The following is a 15,631-nucleotide window of genomic DNA, read 5'->3' as shown; positions in this document are numbered from 1 at the left end:
CATGGCGGTAATCAAGGACATCGACGAAACGCAGGCCCCATTGCTCGACCATCTGATCGAGCTGCGCGCACGGTTGGTGCGTTGCATCCTCGCGTTGGTGGTGGCGTTCGGCGTGTGCCTCTATTTTGCCGATCCGATCCTCGGCTTCCTGATCCAGCCGCTCAAGGCTGCCTTTCCGGCCGGGGAGGGGCAGCTGATCTTCACGAAGCTCTACGAAGTGTTCTTCGTCGAGTTGAAGGTCGCATTGTTCGCGGGCTTCTGCCTCAGCTTCCCGATCATCGCCAACCAGCTGTGGGCGTTTGTTGCCCCCGGTCTCTATGCGAAGGAGAAACGGGCTTTCCTGCCGTTCCTGCTCGCGACGCCGATCCTGTTCGGAGCCGGTGCGGCGCTGGCCTATTATGTCGTCATGCCGACGGCTTTCCGCTGGTTTCTCGGCTTCGAGGGAACGGCTGGCGGGCTGGAAATCCAGGCGCTGCCGACGGCGAACGAATATCTCGGCCTCGTGATGCAGTTCATCCTCGCTTTCGGGATGAGCTTCCTGCTGCCGGTGCTGCTCCTGCTGCTGCATCGCGCCGGCATCGTGACACGCGAGCAGCTGGTCGGCGCGCGCCGCTATGTCATCGTGCTCGTTGTCGCGCTCGCGGCGATCATCACGCCGCCCGATCCCGGGTCGCAATTGCTCTTGGCGATACCACTGCTGCTACTCTTCGAAGGCTCCTTGATCCTCATGCGCTTTACCGATCGCAAGAAGATCAAGGACGAGGCCGAGCCTGAAGAGCCTCAGTCCGCGTCGTAGACTTTCCGGCCGCCGACCCAGGTCTCCAGCACCTTCGTCGCGCGTAGCTGCGCTGGTGTCGCCATCAGCGGATCGGTATCGACCAGCACGAAGTCCGCCTGCTCGCCGGGTAGCAGCCGACCGAACCGCCCTTCGGCAAATCCGGCATAGGCCGCCCAAGCGGTAAAGCCCGCCAGCGCCTGCTCGCGATTGACGCGGTCCTGCGGTCGCCAGCCGCCGAAGGGTTCTCCATTGGCGTCCATACGGGTCGTCGCGGCGGCCATCCCGGCGAAAGGATCGGCGCTCTCGACCGGCGCGTCCGAGCCGAAGGCCAGCTTCCCGCCAAGGCCGAGGATCGTGTTCCAGGCATAGGCCCCGTCAAGCCGGTTCGGACCAAGCCGTGCTTCCGCCATCAGGCGGTCGCTGATCTGGTGGACCGGCTGCATGCTGGCGATGACGCCGTTCTGCCCGAGTTTCGGCAGGTCGACCGGATCGACGATCTGCACGTGCTCGATGCGCCAGCGCCGGTCGCCGGGGAAGCTCTCGGCGATCTCGCTAATGGCATTGAGCGCCTCGGCATTGGCGGCAGTGCCGATGGCATGGACGGCGGGCTGGAAATCGCCCTGCGCCGCGCGGACGAGGATGTTGCGCAGCTTGGCCGGGCTGGTCAGCGGCAGGCCGGTGTTGCCCGGATCGTCGGCATAGGGCTGCTTGAGCCACGCTCCGCGGCTGCCAAGCGCGCCGTCGAGATAGAGCTTTACGCCATTCATCCGCAGCTTGTCGTCATACAGCCAGGGCGAGGGGCGAGAGCCTGCGATCAGCTCCATCTGGTCGGGCCCGGCGGCATAACTCATGATCCGCAGCGTCAGCGTGCCGCGATCGCCTGCGCGGCGGAAGGCCTGCCAGTCCTCGATCGTCGTGCCCATGTCGGCCACCGCTGTGATGCCCTGCCGGTGCAAAACCTTCTGCGCTTCGGCGAAGGCAAGGTCGCGCTCGACCGGGCGCGGCGCGGGGATGGCGCGGTTCATCAGCACTTCGGCGGCATCGACGAAAACGCCGGATGGCTCCTGCGATCCGGCCAGCCGTTCTATCCGGCCGCCTTCCGGGGACTTCGTTTCCGCGGTTATGCCCGCGGCCTCCAAGGCGAGGGTATTCGCCCAGCCGGCATGGCCATCGACCCGCTGGAGATAGACCGGCCGGTTCGAAACCGCCCGGTCCAACTCGGCCGCCGTCGGGAAGCGCCCGAGGCCCCATTGCTCCTGATTCCAGCCGCGCCCGAGAATCCAGGGTCGCGCCTCGTTCTCGGCAGCGAAAGCGGCGATCTTCGCCAGTGCTTCGTCGAGCGAGCGCGTGTCGGACAGGTCCAGCGTCAGCGCTCCGATGCCGACACCCATGACGTGCGCATGCGCATCGATCAGACCGGGGATCATCACCCGGCCCTGGCCGTCTTCTCGGTAATCGGTCTGCGGCTTGTCGTCGCCGCGCTCCAGCAACTGGACGATCTTGCCGTCGTCGCCGATCACGAGGCCCGTGAAGCGCTTGACATCGCCGTCCTCGTCGATGGTCAGCCCCTCGACATTGTCGATCAGCACGTCGGCGAGTGCTGGTGTCGCCATGGTGCAGGCGAGAAGTGCAGTGAGGAATTTCAGTTTCATCGAGCGGCCCCGTGTCATCGTGTCCCGGCGCGATAAGGCATAGCTTGGCGCAGGCAAACCCTTTACGAGATTGCGCCGTCCCCGTGTGCGCCGTAGGGGCGGGGGCCATGAGCACTGCATCCACCGCGCGCGCCCACGACAAGGCGACCGATCTGTTGACCCTCGACGACGTGCGGGCTGCGGCTTCGCGCATCGACGGCGCGGTGGTAAAGACGCCCATGCTGCGCTCGCAGACGTTGTCGGAGATTTCCGGGGCGGACATCTGGCTCAAGTTCGAGAACCACCAGTTCACCGCGGCCTATAAGGAACGCGGCGCGCTCAACGCCCTGCTGCAACTACCCGAAGAACAGCGGGCGCGGGGCGTCATTGCGGCGTCGGCGGGCAATCATTCGCAGGGGCTGAGCTATCACGGGCGGCGGCTTGGTGTGCCGGTAACGATCGTGATGCCGCAGACCACGCCCAGCGTGAAGGTGATGCAGACCGAAAGCGTCGGCGGAAATGTCGAGCTGCACGGCGAGACATTCGACGAGGCCTATGCGCACGCACGCAAGCTTGAAAAAGAGCGCGGGCTGACTTTCGTCCATCCCTTCGACCATCCGCATGTTGCGGCCGGGCAGGGCACGGTTGCGCTGGAAATGCTCGAGCAAAAGGACGATTTCGACTGCCTGGTGGTGCCCATCGGCGGGGGCGGGCTGATGAGCGGCATGGCTACGGTCGCCAAGGCGCTGAACCCGAACATCGAAATGATCGGCGTACAGGCTGCGCTCTATCCGTCGATGTATTCGGCAGTCACCGGCGACGAGCGGCCCTGCGGCGGCGATACGCTTGCCGAAGGCATCGCGGTCAAGGCACCCGGCGAATTCACGCGCGAGATCATTCGCGAGCTGGTCGATGAAGTGCTGCTGGTGGAAGAGCCGAAGCTGGAGCATTCGGTCTCGCTGCTGCTCCAGATCGAGAAGACCGTCGTCGAGGGCGCGGGCGCCGCGGGTTTGGCGGCGGTGCTGTCGCATCCGGAGAAGTTCGCTGGCAAGACCCTCGGCCTGGTGCTGTGCGGCGGAAATATCGACACGCGGCTGCTCGCCAACGTTCTGCTGCGCGACTTGGCTCGCTCCGGTCGCCTTGCCCGGCTCCAGATCACTTTGCAAGATCGCCCGGGCGCTCTCTTCAAGGTGATGCGCGAATTCGATGCGCACAATGTGAATATCATCGAAATCTATCACCAGCGCATCTTCACTCTGCTGCCTGCCAAGGGGCTGACGGCCGAAATCGAATGCGAGGCGCGCGACGAGGCGCAGATAAACGGCCTGGTGCAAGGCCTGCGGGCCAAAGGCTACGATGTGGAACTGGCCGAACTGGCCTGATCGGCAGCTGCACGCTTTTCCACAAATCGCGAGTCGTTTGACGAGGCAAGCCCGCTTTTCATGGTTAAGGGCCTTTTAACCCGGAACCGGAAGCTGCATAACAGAGTCAAGAAATCGTAAATGCGGCAGAAAGATGCTTTGCCGTAAGCCGATTTCGCGATGAAAGGATGCCCGCAGCCGTGACAGCACCGATCCGCTTTCCCCGCTTTTTCGTGACGAGCCCTGCGCCCTGTCCGTATCTGCCGGGCAAGAGCGAGCGCAAGGTGTTCACGGAACTGCGCGGCGCCAATGCCGACGAGTTGAACGAAGCGCTCGGGCGGATCGGTTTCCGCCGCAGCCAGACGGTCGCCTACCGCCCCTCATGCCTCGACTGCCAGGCCTGCGTTTCGGTGCGCGTGGTCGCCAACGAGTTCAAGCCATCCAAGACGCAGCGCCGTGCACTCAAGGCCAATGACGACCTGGTTTCGGTCGAATGCCGCCCCTGGGCGACCGACGAGCAGTTCCAGCTGTTGCAGAAATACCTTGCATCGCGGCACCCGGGTGGTGGAATGACGCAGATGGAAGATACCGACTTTGCGGATATGGTGGAACACACGCCTGTATCCAGCTATGTCGTTGAATACAGGGAGCCGGGAATCGGCGCCGAGCCGGGTCGCCTGGTCGGAGCATGTCTAACGGATTTCCAGGGTGACGGGCTGTCGATGATTTACAGCTTCTACGACCCGGAGCATGAGGATCGGGCTGGGCTTGGGAATTACATCATTCTTGACCACATCCGCCGCGCGGCAGAGCGCGGACTGCCTTACGTCTATCTCGGTTACTGGGTCGAAGGGGCGGAGCGGATGCAGTACAAGGTCCGCTATCGTCCGCTCGAAAAGCTCGGACGCGCAGGCTGGGAACGCATGGGCGACGACGAGCAGCGCCGGCTCATTGCTGCAGCCACCGCACCGCGAAGCCGCAAGCGCGACGGTGCGCTGCCCGCCAAGGACGGCAACCCCGCCGAGTACAAGCTCGCCGATTGACGTGGCTCGCCGGGCCCTGGCGCTCGGCATGGCTTCGGCCGCGCTCGTTACCCAACCCGCGCTAGCGCAAGATCGCTCGACCGCAGAGGAACTCGAGGAGCTGATCCCCGACAGCGCGCTGGATAATCCGGAAGACTGGGCAGCGCAGGGCACCGACGGCCCGCAGGGGTCCGAGAATGACGATTTCGCCGAGATCGAGGCGGACACTCCGATCGACGACATTCCCGGCATGGACCTCGCCTGGCCCGAGGATCTCGAGTTCGAGCCATTGCAGGATCTCGAGCCAGACGAAGATATCGAATTCGTCGACCTGCTGCCCGACAACCCGCGCCTCGCCTTCGACGAAGCCGAGACCTTCGATCTTTCCGACTCGCTGATGCTGGCCTTCCCGCAAAAAGAGCCCCCGTTTCTCGAAAGCGCCGTCTTCGTCGAGCGCTTCGAGGCGCTGTCGACGATCGAGGAACTGGAGGACGACGGCGAGGAAAATCCAGCGCAGGTCGCCGCCCGCGCCAAGGCCGATCAGGAACTGCTCGAGACCCTGTTGCGGGTCTATGGATATTACGACGGGCAGGTCATCCGGACGCTCGCTTCGCCGGAGCCGGGCGAGGACAATGCCGATACCAGCCCGCGCGTGCGTTTCGATGTCATTCCCGGCGACCGGTATCGCTATGGCGCCATCGACCTCGGCGAGCTGCCCACCGCGCCCGATGCGGACACTTTGCGCGCGGCATTCGAAATTCAGCCGGGCGATTTCCTGCAGAGCGATATGATCGTGCAGGAACGCTTCGATCTCGACCGTAAGCTGGGCGAGACCGGCTATCCCTTCGCGGAGATCGACGAGCCGGAACTGCTGATCGATCACGAGCGCGAAGAGGGCGACCTGACCATGCCGGTGCGCCCGAACGGGAAGTACGTGTTCGGCGAAGTCGTCAGTAACGATCCCGACTTCCTGTCCTCGCGACACCTGGCCTCGATCGCCCGCTTCGATCCGGGCGATGTCTATCAGCGCAGCCTCGATCTCGACCTGCGCCGTGCGGTCACGGCGACCGGCCTCGTCTCGACGGTTTCGGTTACCCCGCGCGAGGTGCAGGCACCGCAGGGCGACGAGCCCGGCGTGGTGGCGATGGATGTCGAACTGGAACGCGCCAAGGTGCGCACCATCGCGGGCGCGATCGGCTATGGCTCGGAAGAGGGCATCCGGGTCCAGGCGAGCTGGGAGCATCGCAATTTCTTCCCACCCGAAGGATCGCTGCGCGTGCGCGGCATCGTCGGCACGCAAGAGCAGCTTGCCGGGGTGACTTTCCGCCGCAACAATCTCGGCGGCCGCGACAAGGTGCTGACGCTCGACGCCTATGCCTCGACGATCGACAATGCGGCCTATGACGCGAACACCGTGGCGCTGACCGGCACCTATGAGCGGCTGTCGACCCTCCTGTTCCAGAAACCGCTATCCTGGGCCGTCGGCGCGGAAATCCTCGCTACCGACGAGCGCAATCGCATCGTCGACGGCATGCCGCGGCCGCGGCAGACCTATTTCGTCGGCTCGATCTTCGGGCGGGCTACCATCGACACCAGCGATTCGTTGCTCGACCCGACCCGCGGCTATCGCCTGACCGGATTCCTTGCCCCGGAAACCTCGCGAACGCAGGGCCAGCAATACTACTACCTGCGCAATCAGGCCGACGCCTCGTATTATCAGTCGATCGGCGACCGTTATGTGGTTGCGGCGAGGGCGCGGTTTGCGACGATCCAGGGCGCGGACCTCGTCGGTGTGGCTCCGTCGCGCAGGCTCTATGCCGGTGGCGGCGGATCGGTGCGCGGCTATGCCTATCGCTCGATCGGGCCGAAGAACGAGTTTGACGAACCGATCGGCGGACGCAGCCTCGTCGAATTCTCGCTCGAGGCGCGGATCGGCACCGGCTTCCTCGACGGCGCCGTGTCGGTCGTGCCTTTCGTCGATGCGGGCAGCGTCTCCACCTCGGCAACGCCGGACTTCGGCGAGATCAAGATCGGCGCGGGCATCGGCGTGCGTTACACCACGGGCTTCGGCCCGATCCGCCTCGACGTGGGCGTGCCTCTCAATCCCGGTCCTGACGATTCTCCCGTCGCGGTCTATGTCGGTCTAGGGCAGGCCTTCTGATGGCAGAGGCCACCGAAGTCGAACCGGCACCCGCCGCAGAGCCCGCGCCGCGCCGCAAATCGCGCATGGGCCGCGTCGGCAAATGGCTGCTGGGGATAATAGGGGCGATCATCCTGCTGATCGTCGGCGCGGTGGTCGTGCTAAACACGCCGCTGGGAGAGCGCTTTCTCGCCAAGCAGATCGGCGAGCGGACGTTGCCGAACGGGCTCAACATTCAGATCGGGCGGATCGAGGGGAATCTCTACGGTGCCGCCGTGCTGCACGATGTGCGGCTGTCCGATCCGCAGGGCGTCTTCATGACCATCCCGCGGGCCGAAGTGGACTGGAACCCCGGCGCATGGCTGAACAACCGGCTGGAGATCGATAGCTTCGCAGCGCGCCGTGCCACCTTGCAACGTATTCCCGAATTCATCCCGAGCGAGGAAGAAGGGCCGATCCTGCCCGGTTTCGACATCTCGATCGACGCGTTCGAGATCGACAATCTGATGCTCGCACCCGGCATCGCCGGCGACACCGCCCAGCGAGTCGACCTGGCCGGCGAAGTGCAGGTCACCGACCGGAGGTTGATGGTCGAGGCGGACGGTCGTCTGGGCCAGCAGGACCGCATCGCATTGCTGCTCGATGCCGAGCCGGATGGCGACAATTTCGACCTGTCGCTCGATCTCGACGCGGCAGCCGACGGCCCGGTCGTGGCTCTGGCAGGCCTCGACGAAGCCTATCAAGCCCGCGTGCGTGGATCCGGTACCTGGAGCGCGTGGAACGGTGGCCTGCTCCTGCGCAGCGAAACGGATCGCGTCGCCGCGCTGAAGATCACCAATCGCAGCGGACGCTTCGGCCTGGTCGGCAAGCTTGACCCTTCTGCCTTCCTCGAGGGCTTGCCGTTGGCCGCGCTCGGCAGCGATGTCGCAATCAAATCCTCCGCCACTATCGACGACCGCATCTTCGATGGGCGCACGCAACTGCTCGGAAGCGGCATCCGGCTCGATGCCGAGGGCGCAGTCGACCTCGCCGAGAACCGCGCCGACGACCTGGTCGTGCAGGGCTTGTTGCGCGACCCCAATCTCTTCGGGCCCGACCTCGCGATCCGCGGCGGCGAGGTGAATGCCACGATCGACGGGGCATTCTCCGACCTGACCATCGTGCACGATCTGACGGTCGATGAACTCGATGCGAGCGGGACCGTTCTGGCGAATGTCCGGCAGCAGGGCACCGCGACCTACGACGGGACGCGCTGGACGCTGCCGCTCAATCTCGCCGTGGGCCGTATCACCAGCGGCAATGCGCTGGTCGATCCGCGGCTTGTGAACGGACGCGGGGAGGGCACGATCGTGCTCAGCGGCTCGCAATTGCTGGCAGACGATTTGCGGATCGCCTTTCCCGGTCTCGGTGCGAACCTTGCGCTGCGGGGCAACCTCGACAGCGGTAGTTACCAGATCCGCGGGCCGGTGCGGGCCGACCGGCTGGCGCTTGACAATGTGGGCACGGCAGGCGGCACGGCCGTCATTGACCTGACGCTTGCGTCGGGCGCGCCCTGGCGCGTTTCCGCCGATCTCTATGCCCGGATCTCGCCCGTCACGAACGACACGCTGGCCAATCTCGCCGGGACGCCGATCCGTGTGCGCGGCGGGCTGGCCATCGGCGGGGATCGCCCGCTCGTGTTCGACAACGTGAGGCTCGATGCGAGCAAGCTTACGATGCGGCTGAACGGCAGCGTGCGTGACGGCACCACCAGCATCGCGGGCAGCGGGCGGCATGTGGACTATGGCGATTTTACCGTCGTCGCCGCGCTCACGGACTCCGGTCCCGAGGCCGAACTCGTATTCGCCGAACCGGTCAGCGGGTTCACCGACGTGCGCGTCGCGATTGCACCGACCGACGAGGGGTTCGCCATCGAGACCGAAGGCGGTTCGCCGCTCGGGCCGTTCGCAGGTCAGCTCGGTCTATTTTCGCCGGCGAACGGGCCCACCCGCATAGACGTCGAGACGCTTACCGTCAGCGATACGACCGTCACCGGTGCGCTGACGCTGGTGGATGGCGGCGCACAAGGCGATCTCGCGTTCGTGGGCGGGGGACTCGACGGGACTGTGGCGCTGGCACCGCGCGGTGGCGGCCAGGGTGTCGACGTCGATCTTACCGCACGCAATGCCAGCTTCGGTGGCGCCACCCCCATCCGGATCGCCCGCGCCCGGATCGACGCGACGGGCGTAGTCGGCGAAGGGCTGACCAGCTTCTCCGGCTCCGCGCGCGGAGCTGGCCTCTCTTATGGCTCGCTCTTCATCGGTCGTTTCGCCGCGCAGGGCGAGGTCGAGAACGGGATCGGTAGCGTCGATGCCTCGATTTCGGGCCGCCGCAACGCGCGCTTCGAAATGGACATGAATGCGCGCTTCCGGCCCGAGCAAATTGCTGTGGCCCTGGACGGGACATTCGCGGGCAAGGCGATCGAGATGCCGCGCCGCGCGGTGCTCACCAGCACCGACGCCGGATGGCGCCTTGCGCCGGCGCAAGTGATCTACGGCGATGGCGGAATGATCGCCGCCGGGCTGTTCGGCGGCGAGCGGACCGAGCTCGATCTCAAGCTTGCGCGTATGCCGCTGTCGCTGGTCGATCTGGCGAGCGCGGATACCGGACTCGGCGGGACGATATCGGGCACGGTCGAATACCGCGTCGGGCAAGGTGGCCTGCCGGTCGGGCTCGCGCGCGTGAAAGTCGACGGGCTGACGCGCTCCGGCCTGGTGCTGACGTCTCGACCGGTCGATTTGTCGCTGGTGGCGCGTCTTACGGAAAGCGATCTTGAAACCCGCGCGCTCATGCGTAACGAGGACATCCGGCGCGGACGCCTGCAGGCGCGCATTTCCGGTCTGCCGCAATCGGGCGATCTGCTCGAACGCCTGCGGGCAGGGCGATTGTTCGGCCAGCTGCGTTACAATGGTGCGGCAGAGAGTCTCTGGCGCCTTGCCGCGATCGATGCCTTCGACCTGACCGGGCCGGTCTCGGTCGCGGCCGATGCTACCGGCACGCTGGCCGATCCGACGGTGCGAGGGTCGGTCTCGAGCGATGCTATGCGCGTACAGAGTTCGCTATCAGGCACCGACATCCGCAGCGTCGCGATGCGCGGGCGTTTCTCCGGGTCGCGGCTGCAACTGACGCGCTTCAGCGGCGAGACGCCCAACGGCGGCACGGTCAGCGGTAGCGGGATCGTCGATCTGCGCACCATCGGCGAGCCGGTCGAAGGGCGGGTGCTGGAGGTGCGTGGGCCGATCATCGACCTGCGGGCCTCGGCATCGAACGCGCAATTGCTGCAAGCGAACGGACTCAATGCCACTATCAGCGGGCCGTTGCGGATCGTATCGAACGGCCTTGGCGGGACGATTGCAGGCCGGGTGCGTGTCGATAGAGCAAGCTGGCGGCTGGGAACTGCGGCGGACGATCTACGCTTGCCGCAAATCGCGACGCGCGAAATCAACACGCCGGCCAATCGCGAGCAGGCCGTCGCACCATCGCGGCCATGGCGCTATCTGATCGATGCGACGGCCCCGAGCCGGATCGACGTCGACGGGATGGGCCTCGATAGCGAATGGGGCGCCGACATTATTCTGCGGGGGACGACCGACGATCCGCGCATCGGCGGACGCGCCGAAGTGGTGCGCGGCGATTATACCTTCGCCGGAACGCGCTTCGAGCTGACCCGCGGACGGATCGAATTCGATGCGAACCAGCCGATCGATCCGCGCCTCGACATTCGCGCGGAAACCGAAAGCGACGGTCTGACGGTCGAAGTCAATGTGCGCGGCAGCGCGACCCAACCGGAGATCACCTTCAGCTCCAATCCCGCACTGCCGGAAGAGGAAATCCTCGCTCGCCTGCTGTTCGGCGGATCGGTCACGAGCCTCTCGGCAACCGATGCGCTGCAGCTCGGCGCGGCGCTGGCCAGCCTGCGTGGTGGCGGTGGGATGGACCCGATCAACCAGCTGCGTAGTGCCATCGGGCTGGACCGGCTGCGCATAGTAAGCGCCGATCCCGCTTTGGGTCGCGGGACCGGCGTTGCGCTGGGCAAGAATTTCGGGCGCAGGTTCTACGCGGAGATCATTACCGACGGGCGCGGATATAGCGCGACCGAGGTCGAGTTCCGCGTAACCAGCTGGCTATCGCTCCTCGCGGCCGTCTCGACGGTCGGACGCGAAAGTGTCGTCGCCGAGATCAGCCGCGATTATTGAGCAAGGCGGGTCAGCCGTTTTCGCTCGGGACCAGTACGGTATCGAGGGGAATGATGACGCCGTTGTTGGACGCCACCGGTTCGCCAATGATGCGCGCCTGGGCGCCATCGCCGAGTGAAACGGTAAGGTTGTTGCCCTCCATCGCGAAAGTCACATCACCTTCGCCGAGCGTGGTCATGCTCACCGAACCGCCTTGCGCTTCGATAGCGCTGCGGATGGTTTCCGGCGTGAGGTGCCCCGGCAATAGGTGATCGCGGACGATGGCAAGCAAAATTGGCTTTTGCTCTTCTTCCGACAGGTCGGCGGACGCTTCGCCGAGCTTCTCGAAAGCCGCATCGTTGGGCGCGAGCACGGTATAGCTTGCGGGACCATCGAGAATACCGGCCAGTTCCGTTTCGGTGAGGGCATTTCGCAACGTCGACACGTCGTTCATGGCGCCAAGCGCGCCACCGAGAGACTGGGTGCTTTCATCGCGGGTTTCCGACAGCGTCTCGGCATCGGCCTCGGCCCCGTCGGAGCATGCTGCGACGAGAGGTAAGGCAGCCAGTGCCGCCGCGGCAAGCGCGTTCTTAACGATCGATTTCATGCCATCCTCCTCAGATAAGCAGTTCGATCGCCGCGGCGACCAGGCGGGTTTCGGGGTCCATGCGATAGACGTAACCGTCGGAATAACGGTACATGCTGTCGGGCGTGTCGTAATACCTGTCGCGATATGCATAGGGGACGTTGTAGACGTCATACCCGCGCGGCATCGGCTGGCCGACCTGGAACTCGTCACCGGTCAGCAGGGCCGCAACCGACATGATCGCCGCGTCTTCCGCATCGTAGCGATAGATCACATTGTCCGCATAACGATACTGCCCCTGGCGGCCGAGGTCGTAATAATCGACGTAGTAGTCGGGGACGTTGTAATAATCGTAGGAACTCGGCCACGGATTCCCGATGCCGAGCGCGCCGCCGAGTAGCGGGATATAACCGCTGATCCCGCCGCCGCTGCCGAGCCGCAGCAGATACCCGTCGTTATAGGCATAGCGACCGTCGCGATAATTGTTCAGGCCGAACAGGCTCGGGCGATAGGACTGGCCGAAAAGGCCGCGATCGTAATACTTCTTCGCCTGGCCCGGAGGCATGCAACCGTTGCGCTTCTTCGCCAGACCCGGAGGGCAGCCTTCGATGTAGCTGCGCGATCGGTCGATGCGACGGAAGTCGCGGCCATCGCGATAGTCCACACGCGTTACCGAGCGAACGTCACGATCGCCGCGGCGAATGAATTCATTGCCGTTTCCATTACCATTGCCGCGATTTACGCGAGCGGCATTGCCGTTCCCGTTACCCCGGTCGGCACGGATCGCATTGCCATTGTCGTTTCCGTTTCCGTTCCCATTGCCGCGATTGGCCGAGCGCTGCGGCCCACGGTCGCGTTGCACCTGACGATCGGGCCCACGCTGCTTGGCGGCATTGCCATTCCCGCGATTACCGCGGTTGGCATTCCCATTACCCTTGTTCATCGAGGCGGCAGACTGACCGCCGCCCCCGTTGCCGTTACCATTGCCCTTGCCGTTTCCCGGCTGCGCCATGGCTCCCGACGCGGCAAGCGCAACCGCTGCCGCACCGCACAGAATATAACGCATGTTAAGTCTCCTTTGGCTAAAGCAACGCCGCGTGTGTGCGCGCGGTTCCTTCACAACGGAGCGTTTAGCCGGCGTTCATCCGATACCCGGAGCGATATAGCCGTGCTTCTTCTTCGCGCCGGCGGACGAGGCCTTGCATGATTTGGCCACCAGCGCGGTTCCAGCGTGCGAACTCTGCGGTGGCAGCTTCGTAATCTCTGGCGAGATGGCGCTTGGTGAGCGTGGCCCGTGCGATTGCGCCGGTGTTGTAATGGAAGCTGACCAAAGCATCGAATTGGGCTTGCGTGGTCGGGGCGTTGCCGAGGGCTTGCGCAACATCCTCCCCGTGACGGGCTATATCGCGTTCGAGCCGCGCGTCGCATTGTGCTTGCGTCCATACGGTACCGGGCCCGATGCCCGCACCCGTCGCGCCCCAGCCGATGGTCCAGGGCGCACCGCCCGTCCCGGGGTCCGGATAGGCTTCGACCAGCCCGTCGCGCCTGACGCGGGCGCATCCTTCGAAGCGCTTGATGAGATCGATCCCGCGCTGACTTGCCTTGTGCTGCACGCCGTCGCGGCTCTCGGTAGCAACGCCGGTCGCCTCGTCGAGTGCGCGGTCGAGCGCATCGACTTCGGATTGGCGAAACCCCCGACCAAGCAGCCGGCGGACGGCATCGAAAACGGATTTGCGGTTCATGAAAAGCGCTCCTTGCTCAAACAGGACGCGAAGCGATCAAGCAGGAAATGGCGCAGTAGGAAAATGGTTTGGGTGCAAATCGCCAGAACTGGCGGTCCCTTTCGTCACATATCGGGGATGATCGTTACGAGGCTCGTCCGGTCCGCGAAGAAAAAGGGCGCCCGGATCGCTCCGGACGCCCTCCTCGGTGATGGGGTTGCTATGACCGCTAAAGGTTAAGCACTGTAGTAGAGGTCGAATTCTGCCGGGCACGGCGTCGTTTCGACACGCATGACTTCTTCCCATTTCAGTTCGCAATAAGCGTCAATCTGGTCCTTGGTGAAAACGTCGCCCTGCAGCAGGAATTCGTGGTCGGCCTGCAGCGCCTCTAGTGCTTCGCGCAAGCTTCCGCAGACGGTCGGGACCTCGGCGAGCTCTGCCGGGGGCAGGTCGTAGAGGTTCTTGTCCATCGCTTCGCCCGGGTGGATCTTGTTCTGGATCCCGTCGAGGCCCGCCATCAGCAGCGCGGCATAGGCGAGGTATGGGTTGGCCATCGCGTCGGGGAATCGGAATTCTACGCGCTTCGCCTTGTCGCCCGCACCGTAAGGGATGCGGCAGGAAGCCGAGCGGTTGCGTGCCGAATAGGCCAGCAGCACCGGCGCTTCGAAGCCCGGTACCAGACGCTTGTAGCTGTTGGTGGTCGGGTTGGTGAAGGCGTTCAGCGCCTTGGCGTGCTTGATGACGCCGCCGATGTAATAGAGGCAGTTTTCACTCAGCCCGCCATACTGGTTGCCCGCGAAGGTCGGCTTGCCGTCGTCCCAGATCGACATGTGGGTGTGCATGCCGCTGCCGTTATCGTCCTTGATCGGCTTGGGCATGAAGGTCGCGGTCTTGCCATAGGCATGGGCGACCTGGTGCACGACATACTTGTAGATCTGCATGTTGTCGGCGGTTTCGACCAGGGTGCCGAAGGTGAGGCCGAGCTCGTGCTGGGCAGCGGCCACCTCGTGGTGGTGCTTATCGCAGGGCAGGCCCATTTCGATCATGGTCGCGACCATCTCGCCGCGAATGTCGACGGCGCTGTCCACCGGGGCGACGGGGAAATATCCGCCCTTGGCGCGCGGGCGGTGGGCCATGTTGCCCGCTTCATATTCCTTGCCGCTATTGGTCGGCAGTTCGATATCGTCGATCGCGTAGCCCGAACCCGCATAACCGTCTTCGAAGCGGACATCGTCGAACATGAAGAATTCGGCTTCGGGACCGACGAAGATCGTGTCGCCGATACCGGTCGATTTGAGGAAGGCTTCGGCGCGCTTGGCGGTGGTGCGCGGGTCGCGGGCGTACCATTCGCCGGTCGAGGGTTCGACGATGTCGCAGAACACGATCATCATCGGCTCGGCACTGAACGGATCGACATAGACCCGCTCGAGATCGGGCTTCAGGATCATGTCGCTTTCGTTGATCACCTTCCAGCCGGCGATCGAGGAACCGTCGAACATCAGGCCGTCTTCGAGCTCGTCTTCGCCAAGGATCTTGGCGACCATGGTCAGGTGCTGCCACTTGCCCTTCGGGTCGGTGAAGCGCAGGTCGACCCACTCGATACCGTCGTCCTTGATCTGTTTGAGGACGTCCTTTGCACTTGCCATGATGTCTTGCCTTTCGTTTGAACGGATGGGTTCGTGGCGCGCCTGTGCGACACGCCGCATTGAGTCAGATTGCGTCGTTATCCTTCTCGCCGGTGCGGATGCGCAGCGCGCTCTCGATCGGCGAGACGAAGATCTTGCCGTCGCCGATACGGCCGGTCTGAGCGGCTGCGGCGATGGCTTCAACGGTGCGCTCGGCCACGTCGTCGGCAACGACCACTTCGAGCTTCACCTTGGGCAGGAAGTCGACGACATATTCGGCACCGCGATAAAGTTCGGTGTGGCCCTTCTGGCGGCCGAAGCCTTTCGCTTCGGTCACGGTGATGCCGGACACGCCGATTTCGTGCAGCGCCTCCTTCACCTCGTCGAGCTTGAAGGGTTTGATGATCGCTTCGATCTTTTTCACGCTTGCTGGTGTCCCGCCTGCCAAATGAATTGCGCCTTGGTAAACCGAATGCGCGCCTGCGCGCGGCGTTCCAAGAATCGTGCCAAGCGCGGGATAGGCTGGCCGGGATCGATTCAGCAAGCGGCGGGG

The 15,631-nt window shown here is 64.4% G+C and carries 11 protein-coding genes; 5 read left to right on the top strand and 6 right to left on the bottom strand.

Annotated features, from left to right (window positions below; translation table 11 throughout):
* The first annotated feature begins 1 nt into the window (after window position 1).
* Complete coding sequence (gene tatC, locus P8R33_RS02575; RefSeq protein WP_278327425.1) at window positions 2-796, top strand: twin-arginine translocase subunit TatC; 795 nt, start codon at window positions 2-4, stop codon at window positions 794-796.
* On the opposite strand, the gene P8R33_RS02570 is transcribed toward tatC, so the two are convergent.
* Entirely contained in the window at window positions 781-2,430 is a 1,650-nt protein-coding gene (locus tag P8R33_RS02570) for an amidohydrolase (protein WP_278327424.1), read from the bottom strand. The genes tatC and P8R33_RS02570 overlap by 16 nt on opposite strands.
* A gap of 107 nt (window positions 2,431-2,537) precedes the next feature.
* Between P8R33_RS02570 and P8R33_RS02565 the strand changes: the two genes are divergently transcribed.
* The 4 genes from P8R33_RS02565 (at window position 2,538) to P8R33_RS02550 (ending at window position 11,167) form a co-directional block, all read left to right on the top strand.
* Window positions 2,538-3,791 (top strand): threonine ammonia-lyase, encoded by a 1,254-nt coding sequence (locus tag P8R33_RS02565; RefSeq protein WP_278327422.1) that lies wholly within the window; start codon window positions 2,538-2,540, stop codon window positions 3,789-3,791.
* A gap of 179 nt (window positions 3,792-3,970) precedes the next feature.
* Complete coding sequence (locus P8R33_RS02560) at window positions 3,971-4,813, top strand: arginyltransferase (RefSeq protein WP_278327421.1); 843 nt, start codon at window positions 3,971-3,973, stop codon at window positions 4,811-4,813.
* A gap of 1 nt (window position 4,814) precedes the next feature.
* Window positions 4,815-6,953, top strand: a complete 2,139-nt coding sequence (locus P8R33_RS02555) for an autotransporter assembly complex protein TamA (protein ID WP_278327420.1) — start codon at window positions 4,815-4,817, stop codon at window positions 6,951-6,953.
* Window positions 6,953-11,167, top strand: a complete 4,215-nt coding sequence (locus P8R33_RS02550) for a translocation/assembly module TamB domain-containing protein (protein WP_278327419.1) — start codon at window positions 6,953-6,955, stop codon at window positions 11,165-11,167. The genes P8R33_RS02555 and P8R33_RS02550 overlap by 1 nt, the downstream gene beginning before the upstream one ends.
* A 10-nt stretch (window positions 11,168-11,177) precedes the next feature.
* Here the strand turns inward: P8R33_RS02550 and P8R33_RS02545 are convergent, their stop codons facing one another.
* The 5 genes from P8R33_RS02545 to P8R33_RS02525 form a co-directional block, all read right to left on the bottom strand.
* A complete protein-coding gene (locus P8R33_RS02545) occupies window positions 11,178-11,753 on the bottom strand; it encodes a fasciclin domain-containing protein (RefSeq protein ID WP_278327418.1) in 576 nt (191 codons plus the stop codon).
* A 10-nt stretch (window positions 11,754-11,763) separates the two neighbouring features.
* On the bottom strand, window positions 11,764-12,798 hold the full coding sequence (locus tag P8R33_RS02540) for a hypothetical protein (RefSeq protein WP_278327417.1): 1,035 nt from the start codon (window positions 12,796-12,798) through the stop codon (window positions 11,764-11,766).
* Window positions 12,799-12,862: 64 nt separating this feature from the next.
* Window positions 12,863-13,474, bottom strand: a complete 612-nt coding sequence (locus P8R33_RS02535; RefSeq protein ID WP_278327416.1) for a lysozyme — start codon at window positions 13,472-13,474, stop codon at window positions 12,863-12,865.
* Window positions 13,475-13,689: 215 nt separating this feature from the next.
* A complete protein-coding gene (gene glnA, locus P8R33_RS02530; RefSeq protein WP_278327415.1) occupies window positions 13,690-15,099 on the bottom strand; it encodes a type I glutamate--ammonia ligase in 1,410 nt (469 codons plus the stop codon).
* Window positions 15,100-15,163: 64 nt separating this feature from the next.
* Window positions 15,164-15,502 (bottom strand): P-II family nitrogen regulator, encoded by a 339-nt coding sequence (locus tag P8R33_RS02525; RefSeq protein ID WP_278327414.1) that lies wholly within the window; start codon window positions 15,500-15,502, stop codon window positions 15,164-15,166.
* Window positions 15,503-15,631 lie beyond the last annotated feature (129 nt).

Origin of the sequence: Qipengyuania flavescens, from assembly GCF_029688735.1 — a bacterium.
Taxonomy (GTDB): Bacteria; Pseudomonadota; Alphaproteobacteria; order Sphingomonadales; family Sphingomonadaceae; genus Qipengyuania.
Note: the sequence above shows the minus strand (reverse complement) of the source record. Positions and strands in the feature narration are given on the sequence as shown.